The following is a 15408-nucleotide window of genomic DNA, read 5'->3' on the forward strand; positions in this document are numbered from 1 at the left end:
AGCAGGTAGACTAGTGGTCGTTGCCGGCGCGGCAGCCAAGGGACGTGTTCCCTCGGCGTGCGCTGGTAGAGCTTGGTGGGTATAGCTCAGTCGGCAGAGCGTCTGGTTGTGGTCCAGAAGGTCGCGGGTTCGACCCCCGTTACTCACCCCGATAGCGGGTACTCCCCGCGCAAGAGGCCGCACGGTTCGCCGTGCGGCCTCTTGCATTGGCCCGCGTCCCCGTCCCGACAGACCGAGGAGCCACACATGACCGTCCACGCCGTGACCATCTGGGGCGAGCCCGTCCTGCACCGGAGGGCCGCGGAAGTGACCGAGTTCAATGACGAGCTGCGGGCACTCATCGAAGACATGCATGAGACCAATGACGCCGCGAACGGCGTCGGGCTCGCGGCGCCCCAGATCGGCGTGGGCCTTCGGATCTTCGTCTACAAGTACAAGAACGACGACGGCGTCCCGCCCCGCGGCGTCGTCGTCAATCCTCGGCTGACCCTCACCAAGGTCCCAGGCACAGCCCCGGACCCCGAGGAGGACGAGGAAGGCTGCCTTTCGTTCCCAGGCGAGTCGTATCCCCTCAAGCGGGCCGACTGGGCGCACGTTGAGGGCTTCGACGGCGACGGCAAGCCTGTGGACTTCATCGCAACCGGCTGGTTCGCCCGAGTGATGCAGCACGAGTACGACCACCTCGACGGGAAGCTCTACATCGACAAGCTCGTGGACCGCTACGCCCGCAAGGCCAAGAAGGCCGCCAAGAAGAACGGGTGGGGCGTACCGGGCCTCACCTGGATGCCAGGAGTCGACCCCGACCCGTTCGGCCACTGACCCGACGGGACCCAGCGGACTTCATCCGCCCCTCTATCTGGGAAATGCCGAAGGGGGCACCGCATCGTGCGGTGCCCCCTTCTTCGCCTACTGGTCGTTTCGAATAAATGGCGGGCCGAAGCTACTGCTCCCTCGCCACCCGAGCCAGATCCTCCTCGGCGGTTCGCAGCAGCTCTTCGAGCTGCGCTACCCGCTCGGGACTCACATCGCCCGTTTCAAGCTTGGCCCGGGCGTGCTGAAGCAAGCGCCGCGCCTGCTTCGCGTTCTCCTTGGCCACGTCCAGTGCGTGTTCCAGAGTGCTCTCGTGCTCAGTCGCTTCCATAGCTGCATCTTGCCCCGGCTCTCTGGGTGAATCCAGTGACGTCACCGAGTTGTTGCCAAAAGCTCTTGCTGCGCCCGCTCAGTGGTCTGAGCTGGGAAGGAGGGAGCGTTGACGCCCGCCATCTCCTCGAGCACACGCACGACCTGGCAGCTGTAGCCGAACTCGTTGTCGTACCAGACGTACAGCACCAGATTCTTTCCATTGCTGATCGTTGCGAGCCCATCCACGATCCCGGCCCGACGCGAGCCGACGAAGTCGGTCGAGACAACCTCTGGCGAGGCGATGTAGTCGATCTGCTTCCGCAGCTCCGAATGCAGCGACACATCGCGCAAGTAGGCGTTGACCTCATCCTTCGTGGTCTCGTTCTGGAGGGTCAGGTTGAGGATCGCCATCGAGACATCAGGGGTGGGGACGCGAATCGCGTTGCCCGTGAGCTTCCCGGCGAGCTCGGGGAGCGCCTTGGCGACGGCCTTCGCCGCACCGGTCTCGGTGAGCACCATGTTGAGGGCGGCAGAGCGCCCTCGCCGATCGCCCTTGTGGAAGTTGTCAGTGAGATTCTGATCGTTCGTGAACGAGTGCACGGTCTCGACGTGCCCGTGCACCACGCCGTACTTGTCGTTGACGGCCTTGAGGACGGGAGTGATCGCGTTGGTCGTGCATGAGGCCGCCGTGACGATCCGGTCCGCTTCCGAGATGTCAGCGTGGTTGATGCCGTGGACGATGTTCGGCAGGCCGCCCTTGCCGGGTGCAGTCAGGAGCACTCGCGCGACGCCCTTGCTCTCGAGGTGCTGCGAGAGGCCGGCCTCATCACGCCACTTGCCGGTGTTGTCGACCACGATCGCGTTGTCGATCCCGTAGGCGGTGTAATCGACCGCTGCCGGGCTGTCGGAGTAGATCACCTGGATGAGCGTCCCGTTCGCGAGGATGGTGTTGTTCTCCTCGTCGACCGTAATGGTGCCTTCGAACGGGCCATGCACGGAGTCGCGGCGGAGAAGGCTCGCACGCTTGACGAGGTCCTTGTCCGACCCCTTGCGCACGACGATCGCCCGCAGGCGGAGCCCGTGGCCGCCGCCTGCATGCTCGATGAGGATGCGCGCTACGAGTCGGCCGATCCGGCCGAAGCCGTAGAGGACGACGTCGGTGCTCGGCCGCGGGTCGGCTCCACGCTGGCCGACAATGGGCGCGAGCTCGTCGCGGAGGAACGCCTCAAGCGAGCGGCCTGCGGCCTCGGACCGGAACTTCTCATTGAGCCGGGCGAGATCGAGCGACGCGGCGCCGAGCTGGAGCGAATCGAGGACCCGCAGGATCGGGAGCGTCTCCTCGAGGTCGAGTTCCTCGCTGTCGATCTGCCGTGCCCAACGATGGAGCTTGAGCAGGCTGACGACCGACTGGTTGATGAGGCTACGGCCGTGAACAGAGGTCACGACGTTGTTCTCGCGGTACAGGCGCCCGATCAGGGGGATCATCTCTTCAGCCGCAGCCTCGCGGCTGATCCACGTATTGAGGGCGGAGTCCGTCATGCTCACACAGGTGCCTTTCTCTGCGGTCTTGCGCACGCCGTCGTGCGCGGCCGGGGCCTGGTGCTGGCGCCCGACACGAAGAAAGCCGACAACTGCGATCGCAGAGCCGGCTCCTGAACTTCTACGTTCGCTTTCAATGCTACGGGAGTGCGCACCGCGGAACGCCGGGAGGCCCTGTGAAATCGCACACAGGGCCTCCCGAGTTCGTTGGCTCTAGCTCAATCGGACAGAGTGATGTAGACGGTGACCGCCTCGGTCACGGTCGTACCTTGGTAGGTCACCGTTACGGTGAGATAAGCGGTCGCGGGCCGTTCTCCCGAGGACAGATTCTGGGTGTTGACGGCGAAGAGCGCTTGTCCGTTGGAATCCGTGATGAGGGTGGCAGCGGGATGAGGCGAGTTCTCAGGCCCACCGTTGGAGGGAGCGGGGTAGGCGTATACCCCAAGCAAGTCCCCGTCGCGGTTCTTCCCCGAAGCGGTCACGGTGACGGTTGCCCCGGCGATGGGATTCCCGGCCGTGTCCGTGACCTTCACCGGGAAGTCGTACGAGCGGCGGGAAACGTTCGAGTTCGTGCTTCCGTAATGGTGATCGCCCTTCCAGGACGTAATGTACGTTCCCGTTGACGGGCGAATGATGAATCGAGCCGAGGCGGCGGCAAGCGGAGCCGCTGCAACGGCTGCGATCACCGGAGCGGACCATGCCGCGGTGCTGACGAACTTTCTTCGGTTCAGAGATGCAACGGGGGCGCTAGATCCCCCCCCCCCCCCCGACAGGGCGTTCTTGTCCTCTGAGCTCTGCGACGTTGAATCCATGGCCTTCCCCTTCAGCTTGCGTGTCTGCCGGCGCTTTTGGTTCTGCGCGACATGGCTCAAGATATGGCCCGAAGACAGGTTCTCAGTGGCAAATCTCGCGGACTACGTATTGCCTTTTCCGAACTCGTAGACGCTCTTGCCCGGAAGGACCCCGGGCAAGGGGAAAGGGGTGCGAGGTCAGGCCGGCCTGTGAGCCGGGTTCTGTCACCATGGCGAGTTGCCTCGGCATGGGAGGCGATCATCCATCTAGAACCGCCGTTGCCGACGGCCTCAAGCGGCCTACCCGGGCGCTCGGGCGGGCAGCCCTCGAACGCGCCCTGTCTGGCCTTGCTCCGGGTGGGGTTTACCGAGCCTCCTCGGTCACCCGAGGAGCTGGTGGTCTCTTACACCGCCGTTTCACCCTTACCGTCGCGCTCCACGTCAATGACGTGGCCCGCGGCGGCGGTCTCTTCTCTGTGGCACTGGCCTGCGGGTTTCCCCGAGTGGGCGTTACCCACCACCCTGCCCTGCGGAGCCCGGACTTTCCTCGCGACGCCCTTCCTCAACGGAAGAAGCGTCCCGCGATCGCCCGGCCGACCTGACCTCGCCCCAGCATTCTACCGGCGCTGTCCCCCTCGGCCGCGTCAGCTGTTCCACGGCAGATCCCCTCCACGCAAACCGGTAGGATTCCGTGGTGCTCATCCTCCTGCCGCCCTCCGAAGGCAAGACCCCCGCGTCTGGGGGCGCCGCCGTCGACCTCTCCGCATTGAGCTTCCCCACCCTCGAGATAGCGCGCAAGCAGGTGATGGAGAGCCTCGCCGAGGTGAGCGGCCGGGACGACGCGCTTGAAGCCCTGGGGGTGGGTGCATCGCTTGCGCACGACGTCGAGCGCAACCGGCGGCTTCACGCCGAGCCGGCGGCTCCAGCGCACCGCGTGTACTCGGGCGTCCTCTACGAAGCGCTCGGCTACGCGTCCCTCACCGCCGCCCAGCGCAGGAAGGCCGATGCCTCCATCGTGGTTGTTTCGGCGCTTTGGGGCGCGGTGGGCTTCTCGGATCTCGTTCCGGCGTACCGCCTGTCGATGTCGACGGCGCTCCCTGGCCTCGGGAGGCTGGCCTCCTTCTGGAAGCCGCTGCTCACCGAGGCGCTCGCCGATCGGGCCTCGGAGGGCCTCGTCGTCGACTGCCGATCGAGCACCTACGCCGCGGCTTACGCTCCCCCAGTCAGCCGCACTGTCACAGTGGACGCCCTCACCGAGCGGAACGGGAAGCGGACGGTAGTGAGCCACTTCGCCAAGCATCATCGAGGCGAGTTCGTCCGGCATCTGCTGACCCGCAAGGGCAGAATGCCGGGGACACCCCAGGCGCTCCTGACTGCCGCGCGCGAACGCTGGAATGCGGAGCTCCACGAAGGTACCGGCAAGAAGCCGCCCTCGCTCGTCCTGGTCCTCGAGGGGTAGTCAGCTCCACTCGGGAGAACGCACAAGGATGCAGCCCGAGTCGGGGCAGAAGACGACGTCGTCCTCGGCGGCCGAACGGATTGCTGCGAGATCGCCGGGACTGAGAGACATCCCTGAGCCTTCCGAGGTCCCATGGAACAGGCGCGCAGCGCCGACGCCACGCTTCGCGAGGGTCTTCTCGTAGACCTCGACGAGCCCCAAATCGATGTTCGCAGCGACCCTGGACCTTTCAGCGGCGACCTGGGCCCGCTCCTCTGCCACGGTGGAGAGCTGGACGTCGAGCTCGTTCCGGAGGGCCGCGCTCGCCGCTTGCGCCTGTGCAAGCTCGGCCGCCGCCGAGGCCTGTTGCTCGCGCAGCCCGTCGAGCCGCTCGAGGACTTCCAGCTCGGCGTCCTCAAGGTCTGAGCGGCGAGCCGAAAGCCCCTCGATGTCGTGCTGGAGTGCCTGGAGATCCTTCGAGAGGCCGCCCGCATAGAGCCGCGCCTCGTCCTTCTCGATTCTCGCGCTGACCTGCTCGACATCCTGCTCGGCCTTGACGAGCTCAGCCTGAGCCTCCTCGACGGCGAGGTCAGCATCGCGCACTGCCCGGGACGCAGCTGCGAGTTCCTCGGCGGTTGGAACGAGCCGCGGATCAGCGTCGAGCGCCTGCCTGCGCAAGTCCAAGGAGTGGAGCTTCGCGTCGAGCGCTTGGAGGTCGAGCAGCTTGAGCTGTTCTGCGGCGGGGGCCTTGGGCATGGTTCCTCCTGGCGGGTTCGAGCGGGCCGCTCCTGGCTGCGACTCTATCCCTCGCCGGGTGTGAGGATGAAGTCCCACGGGTCGGTGTTGACGGTGGAGACTCGGATATCGATTGAGTGCCCCTGATCGTGCAGGACGTTGTCGAGGGCCTGCGCCGCAGCGGGGAGCCACAGCCACTCGCTCGCGAAGTGGCTCACATCGATGAGGTATGGGCGCCCGTCAGGGCTCGACTCCCGGGCCTCCGAGGCCGGGTGGTGGCGCAGATCGGCCGTCACATACACGTCGGCGCCGGCGGCTCGCACGCTCTCGAAGAGGCTGTCCCCCGCGCCTCCGCAGAGCGCCACGCGGCGGACGAGTCCATCCCGGTCGCCAGAGACCCGCACTCCCCCGGCAACCGTGGGAAGAATCCCGAACAAGGCTCCGGCAAAGTCAGCGAGACTTGTGATCTCGGGGAGCTCGCCGACCCGCCCGATGCCTTCCTCGGGCAGGCCGTTCTCCGCCTTCGTGAGCGGCTCCACGTTCTCGAGTCCGAGGGCATCGGCTAGGACATCGGAGACGCCGCCCACCGCGCTGTCGCCATTCGTGTGAACGGTCAGCAGCGCCGTGCCGGCCTCAATCAGCCTGTGCACCGCCCGGCCCTTGGGAGTGTTCGCCGCAACCGAATGGACGCCGCGTAGAAGCAGCGGATGGTGGGTGATGAGAAGATCGGCGCCCCACGTCGCGGCCTCTTCGATCACCTCGAGTACGGGGTCCACGGCGAAGAGAACCTTCGTCACCTCCTGCGAGGGATGGCCTGTCACGAGGCCGACGGCGTCCCAGCCCTCCGCCAACGATTCCGGCCAAAGCTCCTCCACGGCGAGGAGCACCTTGGCGAGGGTCGGTGTGGAAGTCGGCGCCCCGGCGTCGTCCGCGCCTTCCTCTCGGGCGGGAGCCTGTTCGGCTCCCTCTTCGGAAGCCTGCACTGGACTCTCTGGAGCCTGCGCTGGCCGTTCCTCGTCCACCATGGCGTCATCTCCCGGCGTCTCAGATCCAGCGCGCTGTCCCGTACCGCTTCCCTCAGTCACTAGGCCCGGTCCTCTCTCGGGAATCTTCCGCTCGTCCCGGACATTGTAGGCAGCATGAAGACCTTCATTCTGGGCGGCGGATGCTTCTGGTGTCTCGACGCCGTCTACCAGAAGACGCGGGGTGTGACCGCCGTCGTCTCCGGCTACACGGGTGGCGATCTGCCCAATCCCGACTACTACAGCGTCTGCAGCGGCATGACGGGACATGCCGAGGTGGTGGCCGTGACGTTCGACGAAACGGTGATTCCCAGCGAGACCATCCTCGACATGTTCTTCGCCATGCATGATCCGACCACGCCCAACCGGCAGGGCTACGACGTGGGCACCCAGTACAGGTCCTCGATGTTCTACGTGGACGACGAGGAAAAGGTCCTCTTCGAGGAGTCGATCGAACGCAATCAGCCGCTATGGGATCGGCCGATCGTCACCGAGGTCACTCGCGCGAGCACCTTCTACCCCGCCGAGGAATTCCACCAGAACTACTACGCGAAAAATCCGGATGCGGGATATTGCCACGTGATCATCAACCCGAAGCTCGCCAAGGCCCGGAAATATTACTCGGCGTGGCTTGACGCCTAGCTCCGGTTTGCGACCCGTGGCTAGGCTGAGCGCGGCCAGCCCCACGCGCTGCCTGGATTGAACGCGCCCCGAAACGACAAGAAGGAACCTATGCGCATCTACGATGACGTCACCCAGCTGGTCGGCAACACGCCTCTCGTCCGGCTCAACCGCCTCACCGAGGGCCTTGGCGCGGACGTCGCGGTCAAGCTCGAGTTCTACAACCCGGCGAACAGCGTCAAGGACCGCATCGGTGTCGCGATTGTCGACGCGGCCGAGAAGGCGGGTGCGCTCAAGCCCGGCGGCACCATCGTCGAAGGCACGTCCGGCAACACGGGCATCGCGCTCGCCCTCGTCGGTGCCGCTCGGGGCTACAAGGTCATCCTCACGATGCCCGAGACGATGTCGACGGAGCGCCGCGTCCTGCTCCGCGCCTACGGCGCCGAAATCGTCCTCACCCCCGGCTCCGAGGGCATGCGCGGCGCCGTCGAGAAGGCCCAGGAAATCGTCGCCAACACCGAGAACTCGATCTGGGCCCAGCAGTTCGCCAACCCAGCCAACCCCGCGATCCACCGTGCGACGACGGGCGAAGAGGTGTGGTCCGATACCGACGGCAAGGTCGACATCTTCGTCGGCGGCATCGGCACAGGTGGCACGATCACCGGTGCCGGCCAGCTTCTCAAGGAGCGCAAGCCCGGCCTCCGGGTCGTCGCAGTGGAGCCGAAGGACTCTGCAATCCTCAACGGAGGCGCTCCCGGTCCGCACAAGATCCAGGGCCTCGGTGCCAACTTCGTTCCCGAGGTGCTCGATACCAACGTCTATGACGAGGTGCTCGACGCCACGCTGGAGGACTCCGTCGCGACGGCCCGCGCTCTCGCGACCCAGGAGGGCATCCTGGGCGGCATCTCCTCGGGCGCCGCAGTGTGGGGAGCCCTCGAGCTCGCGAAGCGTCCCGAGAACGCCGGCAAGCTCATCGTCGTCGTCGTACCCGACTTCGGCGAGCGTTACATCTCGACCGTCCTCTTCGACGACATCCGCGGCTAAAGTCGCCCCTTCCGGCGGGCTGCGGTAGAAAGAACCCTGTGTCTCTGATCAAACGCACCTTCGCGCGGCTTCGGGAGGACCTCGAGTCCGCCCGAGCCCACGACCCCGCAGCCCGCGGGAACGTCGAGAACTTCCTCGCCTACTCCGGACTCCACGCCATCTGGATCCACCGCCTGACGCACCGTATGTGGCAGAACCCTGAGCTGCGCTTCCCCGCGAGACTCATCTCGCAAGCCGGCCGATTCATAACAGGCATCGAAATCCATCCCGGTGCCACGATCGGCCGCCGTTTCTTCATCGATCACGGCATGGGGGTTGTGATCGGCGAGACATCCGAAATCGGTGACGACGTGATGATCTACCACGGTGTGACCCTCGGCGGTCGTTCCCTCGCCAAGGTCAAGCGCCACCCTACGATCGGCGACGGTGTCACCATCGGCGCGGGCGCCAAGGTGCTCGGGCCCATCACGATCGGCCGAGGCAGTGCCGTGGGAGCCAACGCCGTGGTAGTGAAGGATGCTCCTCCGAACTCGATCGTCACCGGCATCCCTGCGACCTGGCGCCACCGAGACGCCGTCAAGGAGACCAAGCCGGCCGTCGATCCCGCGGAGTACTACTACATCTGACGGGCCACGCTTCTCCCGCCATGCACACGCTGTTCACTCAGCGTTCGCTAGCTCGCGGGCTGGGACGGGCATGCTCGCCCCATGACCACCACGCCTCCCGAAAACTCCCCTGTCACGCGTCGGCGTCTGCTCATCGGCGCTAGCCTCGCCGCCGTCGCCGGTTCAGCCGCCATCGCAGGACCCGCTCAGGCCGCGCCGGACGCGCCCCAAGGCTCGAGCAAGGATCTCCCCGGATCCCTCTCGGCCTCTGACCCTGTCTCCGTTCCCACGGTCGACGGCCTCCACCTCCAGTTCGGCTCCGACGCATCGAGCGTGATCGTCGTCTCCTGGCACACACTGCAGCCGGTAGCGGACGCGCGGGTTCTCCTCGGAGACGGCCACGGCAACTTCACAGCGGCTGTCGGTGCCGCGACCAAGAGCTACGTAGACGACAAGTCGGGGCGGACCGTCTACACCCACCACGCGACGCTCACGGGGCTTCAAGCGTCCACCGGCTACCTCTACGCCGCCATCCACGCCGGCGCGACCCCTGAGTTCGGAACCTTCACAACCGGTCCCCGTGGCCGGGCCCGGGTCACGTTCACGAGCTTCGGCGACCAGGGCACGCCGACGCTCGGCAAGCAACAGCCCGGCAGCACCACATGGGTCAACGACAATCTCGGGTCTCCCGCCGCTGGCGACACGACCGGCGGGGTCGAGCGGGTCCAGCCCATGTTCCACCTCTTCAACGGCGACCTCTGCTACGCCAATCTCGCGAGCGACCGCATCAGGACCTGGTGGGACTTCTGGACCAACAACTCCCGCAGCGCCCGGAATCGGCCGTGGATGCCTTCGGCCGGCAACCATGAGAACGAACTCGGGAACGGCCCCATCGGCTACGCCGCCTACCAGACCTACTTCCAGGTTCCCGAAGCCGGGGGCCAGACTGATGTGACCCGTGGCCTCTGGTACAGCTTCACGGTCGGCGCCGTGCGCGTCATTTCCCTCGCGAACGACGACATCTGCTATCAGGACGGCGGGAACTCCTACGTCCGCGGCTACTCTCGGGGCGCCCAGAAGGCGTGGCTCGAGAGCGAGCTCAACGCGGCACGCTCGAGCCGGGACGTCGACTGGATCGTTGTGTGCATGCACCAGGTCGCGATCAGCACGGCGAACAACTTCAACGGGGCCGACCTAGGTGTCCGGCAGGAATGGGTCCCGCTGTTCGACAAGTACGGGGTGGACCTCGTCGTGTGCGGTCACGAGCACCACTATGAGCGATCGCATCCCATCCGGGGCCAGCAGGCGAACCAGACGCTGACTCCCATCCCCACCGCCACGAACACGCAGACCGTGGACACGACGCAGGGCACGGTCCACATGGTGCTCGGTGGCGGGGGGACGTCAGCGCCCTCGAACCAGCTCCTCTTCACGCCTCCGGAATGCCGAGTGATCGTCTCCGTCTCGGCGCAGCCCGACCCGAACACCGGGCACCGGACGCCGGTCTACGTCCACGAGCAAGCCTCATGGTCGGCGGTTCGCGACGCTGCGAAGGCGTATGGATTCGGCGCGTTCGAGGTCGACCCAGGCGCCCCCGGCGGGGAGACGACGATGAAGGTCACCTACTACAACGTGACCGGCGTCGGCGGCGGGCTTGAGGCGTTCGAGACGTTCACACTGCGCCGGCCACGGTCTGACGCGCACCGTTGACGAATACCGGGAAAGCCTTCGAAACGACAAACGACAAACGACGGCGCCGCCCACCTCTCGGTGAGCGGCGCCGTCGTGCGCGACGAGACGAATGCCGGCAGGTCAGTGGGTGTCGACCGCGGAGACCTCGGAGTGGTCTTCGCCCCAGAGCGTGTGGAACGTGCCCTCGGTGTCGACCCGCTGGTAGGTGTGTGCTCCGAACAGGTCGCGCTGGCCCTGGATGAGGGCGGCCGGGAGACGCTTGCGGCGCAGGCCGTCGTAGTACGCGAGCGAGGACGAGAAGACGGGCACCGGGATACCGAGCTGGACAGCTGTCGCGACGACGCGCCGCCAGGCCGGGACGGCGTCGCCGACCGACTTGACGAAGGCCGGGGCGAACAGGAGGTTCGCGGGCTTCTCGTCGCCCTTGTACGCCTCCATGATGTCCTTGAGGAGCTCGGCGCGGATGATGCAGCCGGCGCGCCACAGCGAGGCGATCTCGTCGAGCTTGAGGTCCCAGCCGTACTCCTTCGCGGCGCTCGAGAGCATGTCGAGGCCCTGTGCGTAGCTGACGAGCTTCGACGCGTAGAGTGCCTGGCGCACGTCCTCGACGAAGTTCTCAGGCAGGCTCACATCGCCCTCGTGGCCGGCGAGCGTCTCCTGGGCGATCTCACGCTGCGCGCGCTGGGAGGAAATGCCGCGCGCGAACACCGACTCCGCGATGCCCGAGACCGGCGACCCGAGGTCGAGCGCCGACTGGACGGTCCACCGGCCCGTGCCCTTCTGCCCCGCCGCGTCCACGACGACGTCGACGAACGGCTTGCCCGTCTTAGGATCGACATGGCGAAGCACCTCGGCCGTGATCTCGATCAGGAACGAGGAGAGCTCGCCCTTGTTCCACTCCTCGAAGATCGCCGCCTGCTCGGCCGGCTCGATCCCGGCACCCGCCCGGAGGAGGTCGTAGGCCTCGCCGATGACCTGCATGTCCGCGTACTCGATGCCGTTGTGCACCATCTTCACGAAGTGACCCGCGCCATCGGTGCCGATCCACGCGCAGCACGGGGCGCCGTCGTCGGCCTTCGCCGAGATCTTCTCGAGCAGCGGGCCGAGCGCCTGGTACGACTCCTTCGAGCCGCCGGGCATGATGGACGGGCCGTTGAGCGCGCCCTCCTCACCCCCGGAGACGCCCACACCCACGAAGTGGAGGCCCTTCTCGGCCAGCGCAGCCTCCCGGCGGCGCGTGTCCTCGTAATGCGAGTTGCCGGCGTCGATCACGATGTCGCCCTCTTCGAGGAGCGGCACGAGCTGGTCGATGACGGCGTCGACAGGAGCACCGGCCTTGACCATGATGAGCACCCGACGGGGCTTCTCGAGCGAGTCGACGAGCTCTTGGAGGGACTCCGTGCGCACGAAGTCCCCCTCGTCGCCGTGCTTGGCGAGCAAGGTGTCGGTCTTCTCGACGGAGCGGTTGTGGAGCGCGACGGTGTAGCCGTTGCGTGCGAGGTTGCGGGCGAGGTTCGCGCCCATCACCGCGAGTCCGGTGACGCCGATCTGTGCAGACAATGTACTCTCCGTTTCTCGGGCCGTGCCCGCGTAGCTGCGCGGGGTGTGGCCGCAGCAGGTGCCGCAGACTACGCTAGTGGACCACTCGCTGCGGCGGTGTTTCTTGACAGCCTATTTCGGTGAACCTAACTTCTGCCCTGGTTTGCCGCCGTTGCCACTGAGAATCTGGCAGGCTCACGTCTTCCCCAAGGCATCAGACGACGACGGTCATCCCGCCGTCGACAAAGATCGTCTGGCCGTTGACGAAGTCCGACGCCGATGAAGCGAGCCACACGACCGGGCCTGCAATGTCGTCGACCGTCCCCCAACGGCGCGCCGGCGTCCGACCCAGGATCCAGCTGTTGAACTCGGGATCGTCGACGAGGTTCTGCGTCATCTCCGTATGAATGTAGCCCGGCGCCACGCCGTTGATCTGGAGTCCCGAACCCGCCCATTCGGCTGTCATCGCCCGAGTGAGGTTGCGAAGACCTCCCTTTGCCGCCGTGTAGGCGCCGATCGAGGGCCGCGCCAGATCGGTCTGGACCGAACAGATGTTGATGATCTTTCCTCCGCCGCGAGCAGCCATGCCACGGGCGGCCTCGCGCCCGACGAGGAAGGCGCTCGTGAGGTCCGTGCGGATCACGCGGTCCCAGTCGGTCGGGTCGAGGTCGAACAGCGGGACACGGTGCTGGATGCCCGCGTTGTTGACGAGGATGGCCAGAGGGCCGGCCTTCTCCTCGGCCTCCCGGACTCCCGCTTCCACACTTGCGGCATCAGTGACATCGAACGCAACAGAATGGGCCCGGTCTTCGCCGTACGCGGCCGCGAACTCCCGGCGCGCCTCCTCGGCTCGCTCCGGATCCCGGCCATGCAGGACGAGGGTCGCGCCGGCGTCGGCGAGGCCGCGGGCCAGAGCCCGCCCGATGCCCCGGCTGGAGCCCGTGACAAGGGCGGTGCGGCCCGAGAGGTCGAAGGGTGAGGTCATAGTTGGTCTCCTCGAAGCGGCGTGCGAGCCGAACGACATCGTTTTGGCTGTTCAGCATACTAGTCGCCTTTCAGTAGACTGGACACATGAGTCCTGAGTCACTTTCCGCGAGCACACCTTCGGCCCCTAGCGAGAGGGAGGCCCTCAAGGTGGCCGTCGCCGTCCCCCTCGAGCCCCAACTCGTCGAGACGATCCGCGCCGTCGACCCTCGGATCACGGTGCTCTACGAACCCGATCTCCTCCCGCCCGAACGGTTCCCCGCCGACCACTCGGGAGATCCGAGCTTCCGGAGGTCCCCCGAGGATGAAGAGCGCTACTGGAAGCTCGTGAACTCGGCGGACGTCCTTTACGGCTTCCCGAACGAATCGGCTCCAGGTTTCGCCCGGGTGGTCGCCGAGAATCCCCGGCTCCGCTGGGTCCACGCCATGGCCGCCGGAGCTGGCGGGGCCGTCAAGGCCAGCGGGGTCTCGACGTCGGACCTCGAACGCGTCATGGTCACGACCTCGGCCGGAGTGCACGCTCTTCCGCTCGCCGAATTCGCCCTCATGGGCATCCTCAACGGCCTCAAGAGAACCGCCGAGCTTGCAGCGGACCAGCGCAACAAGCATTGGCCGGAGCTGCGCATCCCCACACGCCTCGCCGCCGGATCCCACGTGGTCGTCGCAGGCCTGGGCGAGATCGGCCTGGAAACCGCAAGGCTCGCCCGCGCCTTGGGCATGACTGTGAGCGGTACCAAGCGGAATGCTGAGCCGATCGAGGGGATTCGCGAGGTCGCCACTGCGGAACGGCTCCCCGAACTCGTCGCCGATGCCGACGTCGTCGTCAATACGCTGCCTGGCACCCCCTTTACCGAGCGGCTCATCGGCAGGGACGTGTTCGGTGCGATGAGGCCCGGGACGATCCTTGTCAACGTAGGGCGCGGCACGGTGGTCGACGAAGAGGCGCTCGTCGAAGCACTCGAGAACGGTACGGTCGGCTACGCGTGCCTCGATGTGTTTGCCACGGAGCCGCTCCCTTCGTCTTCTCCGCTCTGGGATCACCCCAAGGTGCTCGTCTCTCCTCACACTTCCGCCCTCAGCGTTGCGGAGAACCGCCTCATCGCCGAGCGCTTCGTCGAGAACCTTCAGAAGTTCCTCGCTGGCGAACCGCTCCCCCACCGCGTGGACCCAGTGCACTTCTACTGAGCAGTCCGGTTGGGAGCGAAGCTCAGCTCGTCGGCCACCCACCCATGGGGTTGCCGAGAGCTCGAGCGAGCTCGGTGAGCTCAGACACCATCATCAGCTTCTGCTCCTCGGTGAAGGTCGCCCTGAGAGCGGTCACGCTAACCCCCAGATTCGGTCCGTGCGCACCGCGAGTCGGAACCGGAACCGCGACACACACGACGCCGAGAGTCGACTCCTCGTCTTCGAAGGCGTAGCCCTCTTCCCTGATTCGGCGGAGCTCTTCCTTGAACTCCCTGCCCGTCCGGATCGAACGAGGCGTAAGCACGGGAAGTTCAGCGTCGTCGGGATACATTTCCTCCCAGTCCCGTTCGTGGAGACGGGCGACAAGAGCCTTGCCTACAGCACACAGCGAAGCAGGCATCTTGTCGCCGATCGTAGAGGTGAGCCGAACGGCGGGGTGACCCTCGTAGCGGGCCAGATAGATGACGTGATCGCCGTCGAGGAGGGCGACGCGGACAGTCTCGCGAGAGAGGGCGGGCGCCCCGCCGCAGAACTGATAGAACTCGCGGATCTCGTCACGCCGGCTCAGATAGGACGCGCCGAGTTCGACGAGCTTCCGTCCGAGAGAGAACTCGCTGCCGTCCCGAGCCACGAGTCCCGCATCCTCGAGCGCCTGGAGGATGTTCGACGTGGACGACTTGGGGATTCCGAGTTCGCGAGCCAGGTCGCTCAGGGTTGCGCGCCCCGAGGCAGATGCCGCCAGCACGTCCAGCACAGCTGCTGCGCGGGTGACGGCGGGAGCGGGCGAAGACGACGGAGCTTCACTTCGCTCCCGCTCGGCTTCGGCGGCAGTGGTTGAAGGCCGGTTGAGTGCCACGGAGCTCCTCACGTCTGCGGGATCGCCCCGCTGTCCAAAATGCTGAACACTGAACATTGTACTGAGACGCGCGGAGGCTGCTCCGATTTGGCGTACACCTCAAGTTCACCTAGCATTCACATTCAGAGCCTCCCACCGCGGCATCCCCCAATGGCTGCGGCGGGAGGCTCTTTCCATGCGCTGGGGATACGTGCGTGGGCAACGGCTGCAAGATGTGCCGGGAAGTGAAAAGCAC

The 15408-nt window shown here is 66.2% G+C and carries 15 protein-coding genes, 1 tRNA gene and 1 other RNA gene; 8 read left to right on the forward strand and 9 right to left on the reverse strand.

What is annotated here, in order from left to right; genetic code table 11:
- The first annotated feature begins 75 nt into the window (after positions 1-75).
- Both LK10_RS19640 and def read left to right on the forward strand, forming a co-directional pair.
- Positions 76-148, forward strand: a tRNA-His gene (locus LK10_RS19640).
- Between the two features lie 98 nt (positions 149-246).
- The gene (def, locus tag LK10_RS19645; RefSeq protein ID WP_043127736.1) at positions 247-819 is read left to right on the forward strand and encodes a peptide deformylase; all 573 of its coding nucleotides are present in this window, start codon (positions 247-249) and stop codon (positions 817-819) included.
- A gap of 121 nt (positions 820-940) precedes the next feature.
- On the opposite strand, the gene LK10_RS19650 is transcribed toward def, so the two are convergent.
- The 4 genes from LK10_RS19650 to rnpB form a co-directional block, all read right to left on the reverse strand.
- Entirely contained in the window at positions 941-1141 is a 201-nt protein-coding gene (locus LK10_RS19650) for a hypothetical protein (RefSeq protein ID WP_043127738.1), read from the reverse strand.
- A 41-nt stretch (positions 1142-1182) separates the two neighbouring features.
- Positions 1183-2661 (reverse strand): glyceraldehyde-3-phosphate dehydrogenase, encoded by a 1479-nt coding sequence (locus LK10_RS19655; RefSeq protein ID WP_081998710.1) that lies wholly within the window; start codon positions 2659-2661, stop codon positions 1183-1185.
- A 218-nt stretch (positions 2662-2879) separates the two neighbouring features.
- A complete protein-coding gene (locus tag LK10_RS19660) occupies positions 2880-3347 on the reverse strand; it encodes a transcriptional initiation protein Tat (protein WP_231567856.1) in 468 nt (155 codons plus the stop codon).
- A 300-nt stretch (positions 3348-3647) separates the two neighbouring features.
- An RNA gene (rnpB, locus tag LK10_RS21090) (RNase P RNA component class A) lies at positions 3648-4053 on the reverse strand.
- Positions 4054-4146: 93 nt separating this feature from the next.
- Here rnpB and LK10_RS19665 point away from each other — a divergent pair.
- On the forward strand, positions 4147-4911 hold the full coding sequence (locus LK10_RS19665; RefSeq protein ID WP_043127741.1) for a YaaA family protein: 765 nt from the start codon (positions 4147-4149) through the stop codon (positions 4909-4911).
- On the opposite strand, the gene LK10_RS19670 is transcribed toward LK10_RS19665, so the two are convergent.
- Complete coding sequence (locus LK10_RS19670) at positions 4912-5646, reverse strand: zinc ribbon domain-containing protein (protein WP_043127744.1); 735 nt, start codon at positions 5644-5646, stop codon at positions 4912-4914.
- A 44-nt stretch (positions 5647-5690) separates the two neighbouring features.
- Positions 5691-6650 carry a Nif3-like dinuclear metal center hexameric protein gene (locus tag LK10_RS19675; protein WP_081998711.1) on the reverse strand — a complete coding sequence of 320 codons (960 nt, stop codon included), beginning with the start codon at positions 6648-6650 and terminating at the stop codon, positions 5691-5693.
- Between the two features lie 114 nt (positions 6651-6764).
- Here LK10_RS19675 and msrA point away from each other — a divergent pair, with 114 nt between their 5' ends.
- The 4 genes from msrA to LK10_RS19695 all read left to right on the forward strand — a co-directional run bounded on the left by msrA (position 6765) and on the right by LK10_RS19695 (position 10627).
- Positions 6765-7289, forward strand: coding sequence for a peptide-methionine (S)-S-oxide reductase MsrA (gene msrA, locus LK10_RS19680; RefSeq protein ID WP_043127750.1), 525 nt, complete (start codon positions 6765-6767; stop codon positions 7287-7289).
- A gap of 90 nt (positions 7290-7379) precedes the next feature.
- Positions 7380-8312: a cysteine synthase A gene (cysK, locus tag LK10_RS19685; protein ID WP_043127754.1), complete on the forward strand. Its 933-nt coding sequence runs from the start codon at positions 7380-7382 to the stop codon at positions 8310-8312.
- A 38-nt stretch (positions 8313-8350) separates the two neighbouring features.
- Entirely contained in the window at positions 8351-8938 is a 588-nt protein-coding gene (gene epsC, locus LK10_RS19690) for a serine O-acetyltransferase EpsC (protein WP_197062006.1), read from the forward strand.
- A gap of 81 nt (positions 8939-9019) precedes the next feature.
- Positions 9020-10627 (forward strand): purple acid phosphatase family protein, encoded by a 1608-nt coding sequence (locus LK10_RS19695; protein WP_043127757.1) that lies wholly within the window; start codon positions 9020-9022, stop codon positions 10625-10627.
- Positions 10628-10729: 102 nt separating this feature from the next.
- Here LK10_RS19695 and gndA read toward each other — a convergent pair whose 3' ends face one another.
- Positions 10730-12169, reverse strand: coding sequence for an NADP-dependent phosphogluconate dehydrogenase (gene gndA / locus LK10_RS19700; RefSeq protein WP_043127760.1), 1440 nt, complete (start codon positions 12167-12169; stop codon positions 10730-10732).
- A gap of 193 nt (positions 12170-12362) precedes the next feature.
- Positions 12363-13133, reverse strand: coding sequence for a glucose 1-dehydrogenase (locus LK10_RS19705; protein WP_043127762.1), 771 nt, complete (start codon positions 13131-13133; stop codon positions 12363-12365).
- Positions 13134-13219: 86 nt separating this feature from the next.
- On the opposite strand from LK10_RS19705, the gene LK10_RS19710 reads away from it, so the two are divergent.
- Positions 13220-14317, forward strand: a complete 1098-nt coding sequence (locus tag LK10_RS19710; RefSeq protein ID WP_052207613.1) for a D-2-hydroxyacid dehydrogenase — start codon at positions 13220-13222, stop codon at positions 14315-14317.
- Between the two features lie 22 nt (positions 14318-14339).
- Here the strand turns inward: LK10_RS19710 and LK10_RS19715 are convergent, their stop codons facing one another.
- The gene (locus tag LK10_RS19715; RefSeq protein ID WP_043127768.1) at positions 14340-15173 is read right to left on the reverse strand and encodes an IclR family transcriptional regulator; all 834 of its coding nucleotides are present in this window, start codon (positions 15171-15173) and stop codon (positions 14340-14342) included.
- Positions 15174-15408 lie beyond the last annotated feature (235 nt).

The sequence above is a fragment of the Sinomonas humi genome (genome assembly GCF_000802235.1).
GTDB classification, from domain to species: Bacteria; Actinomycetota; Actinomycetes; order Actinomycetales; family Micrococcaceae; genus Sinomonas; species Sinomonas humi.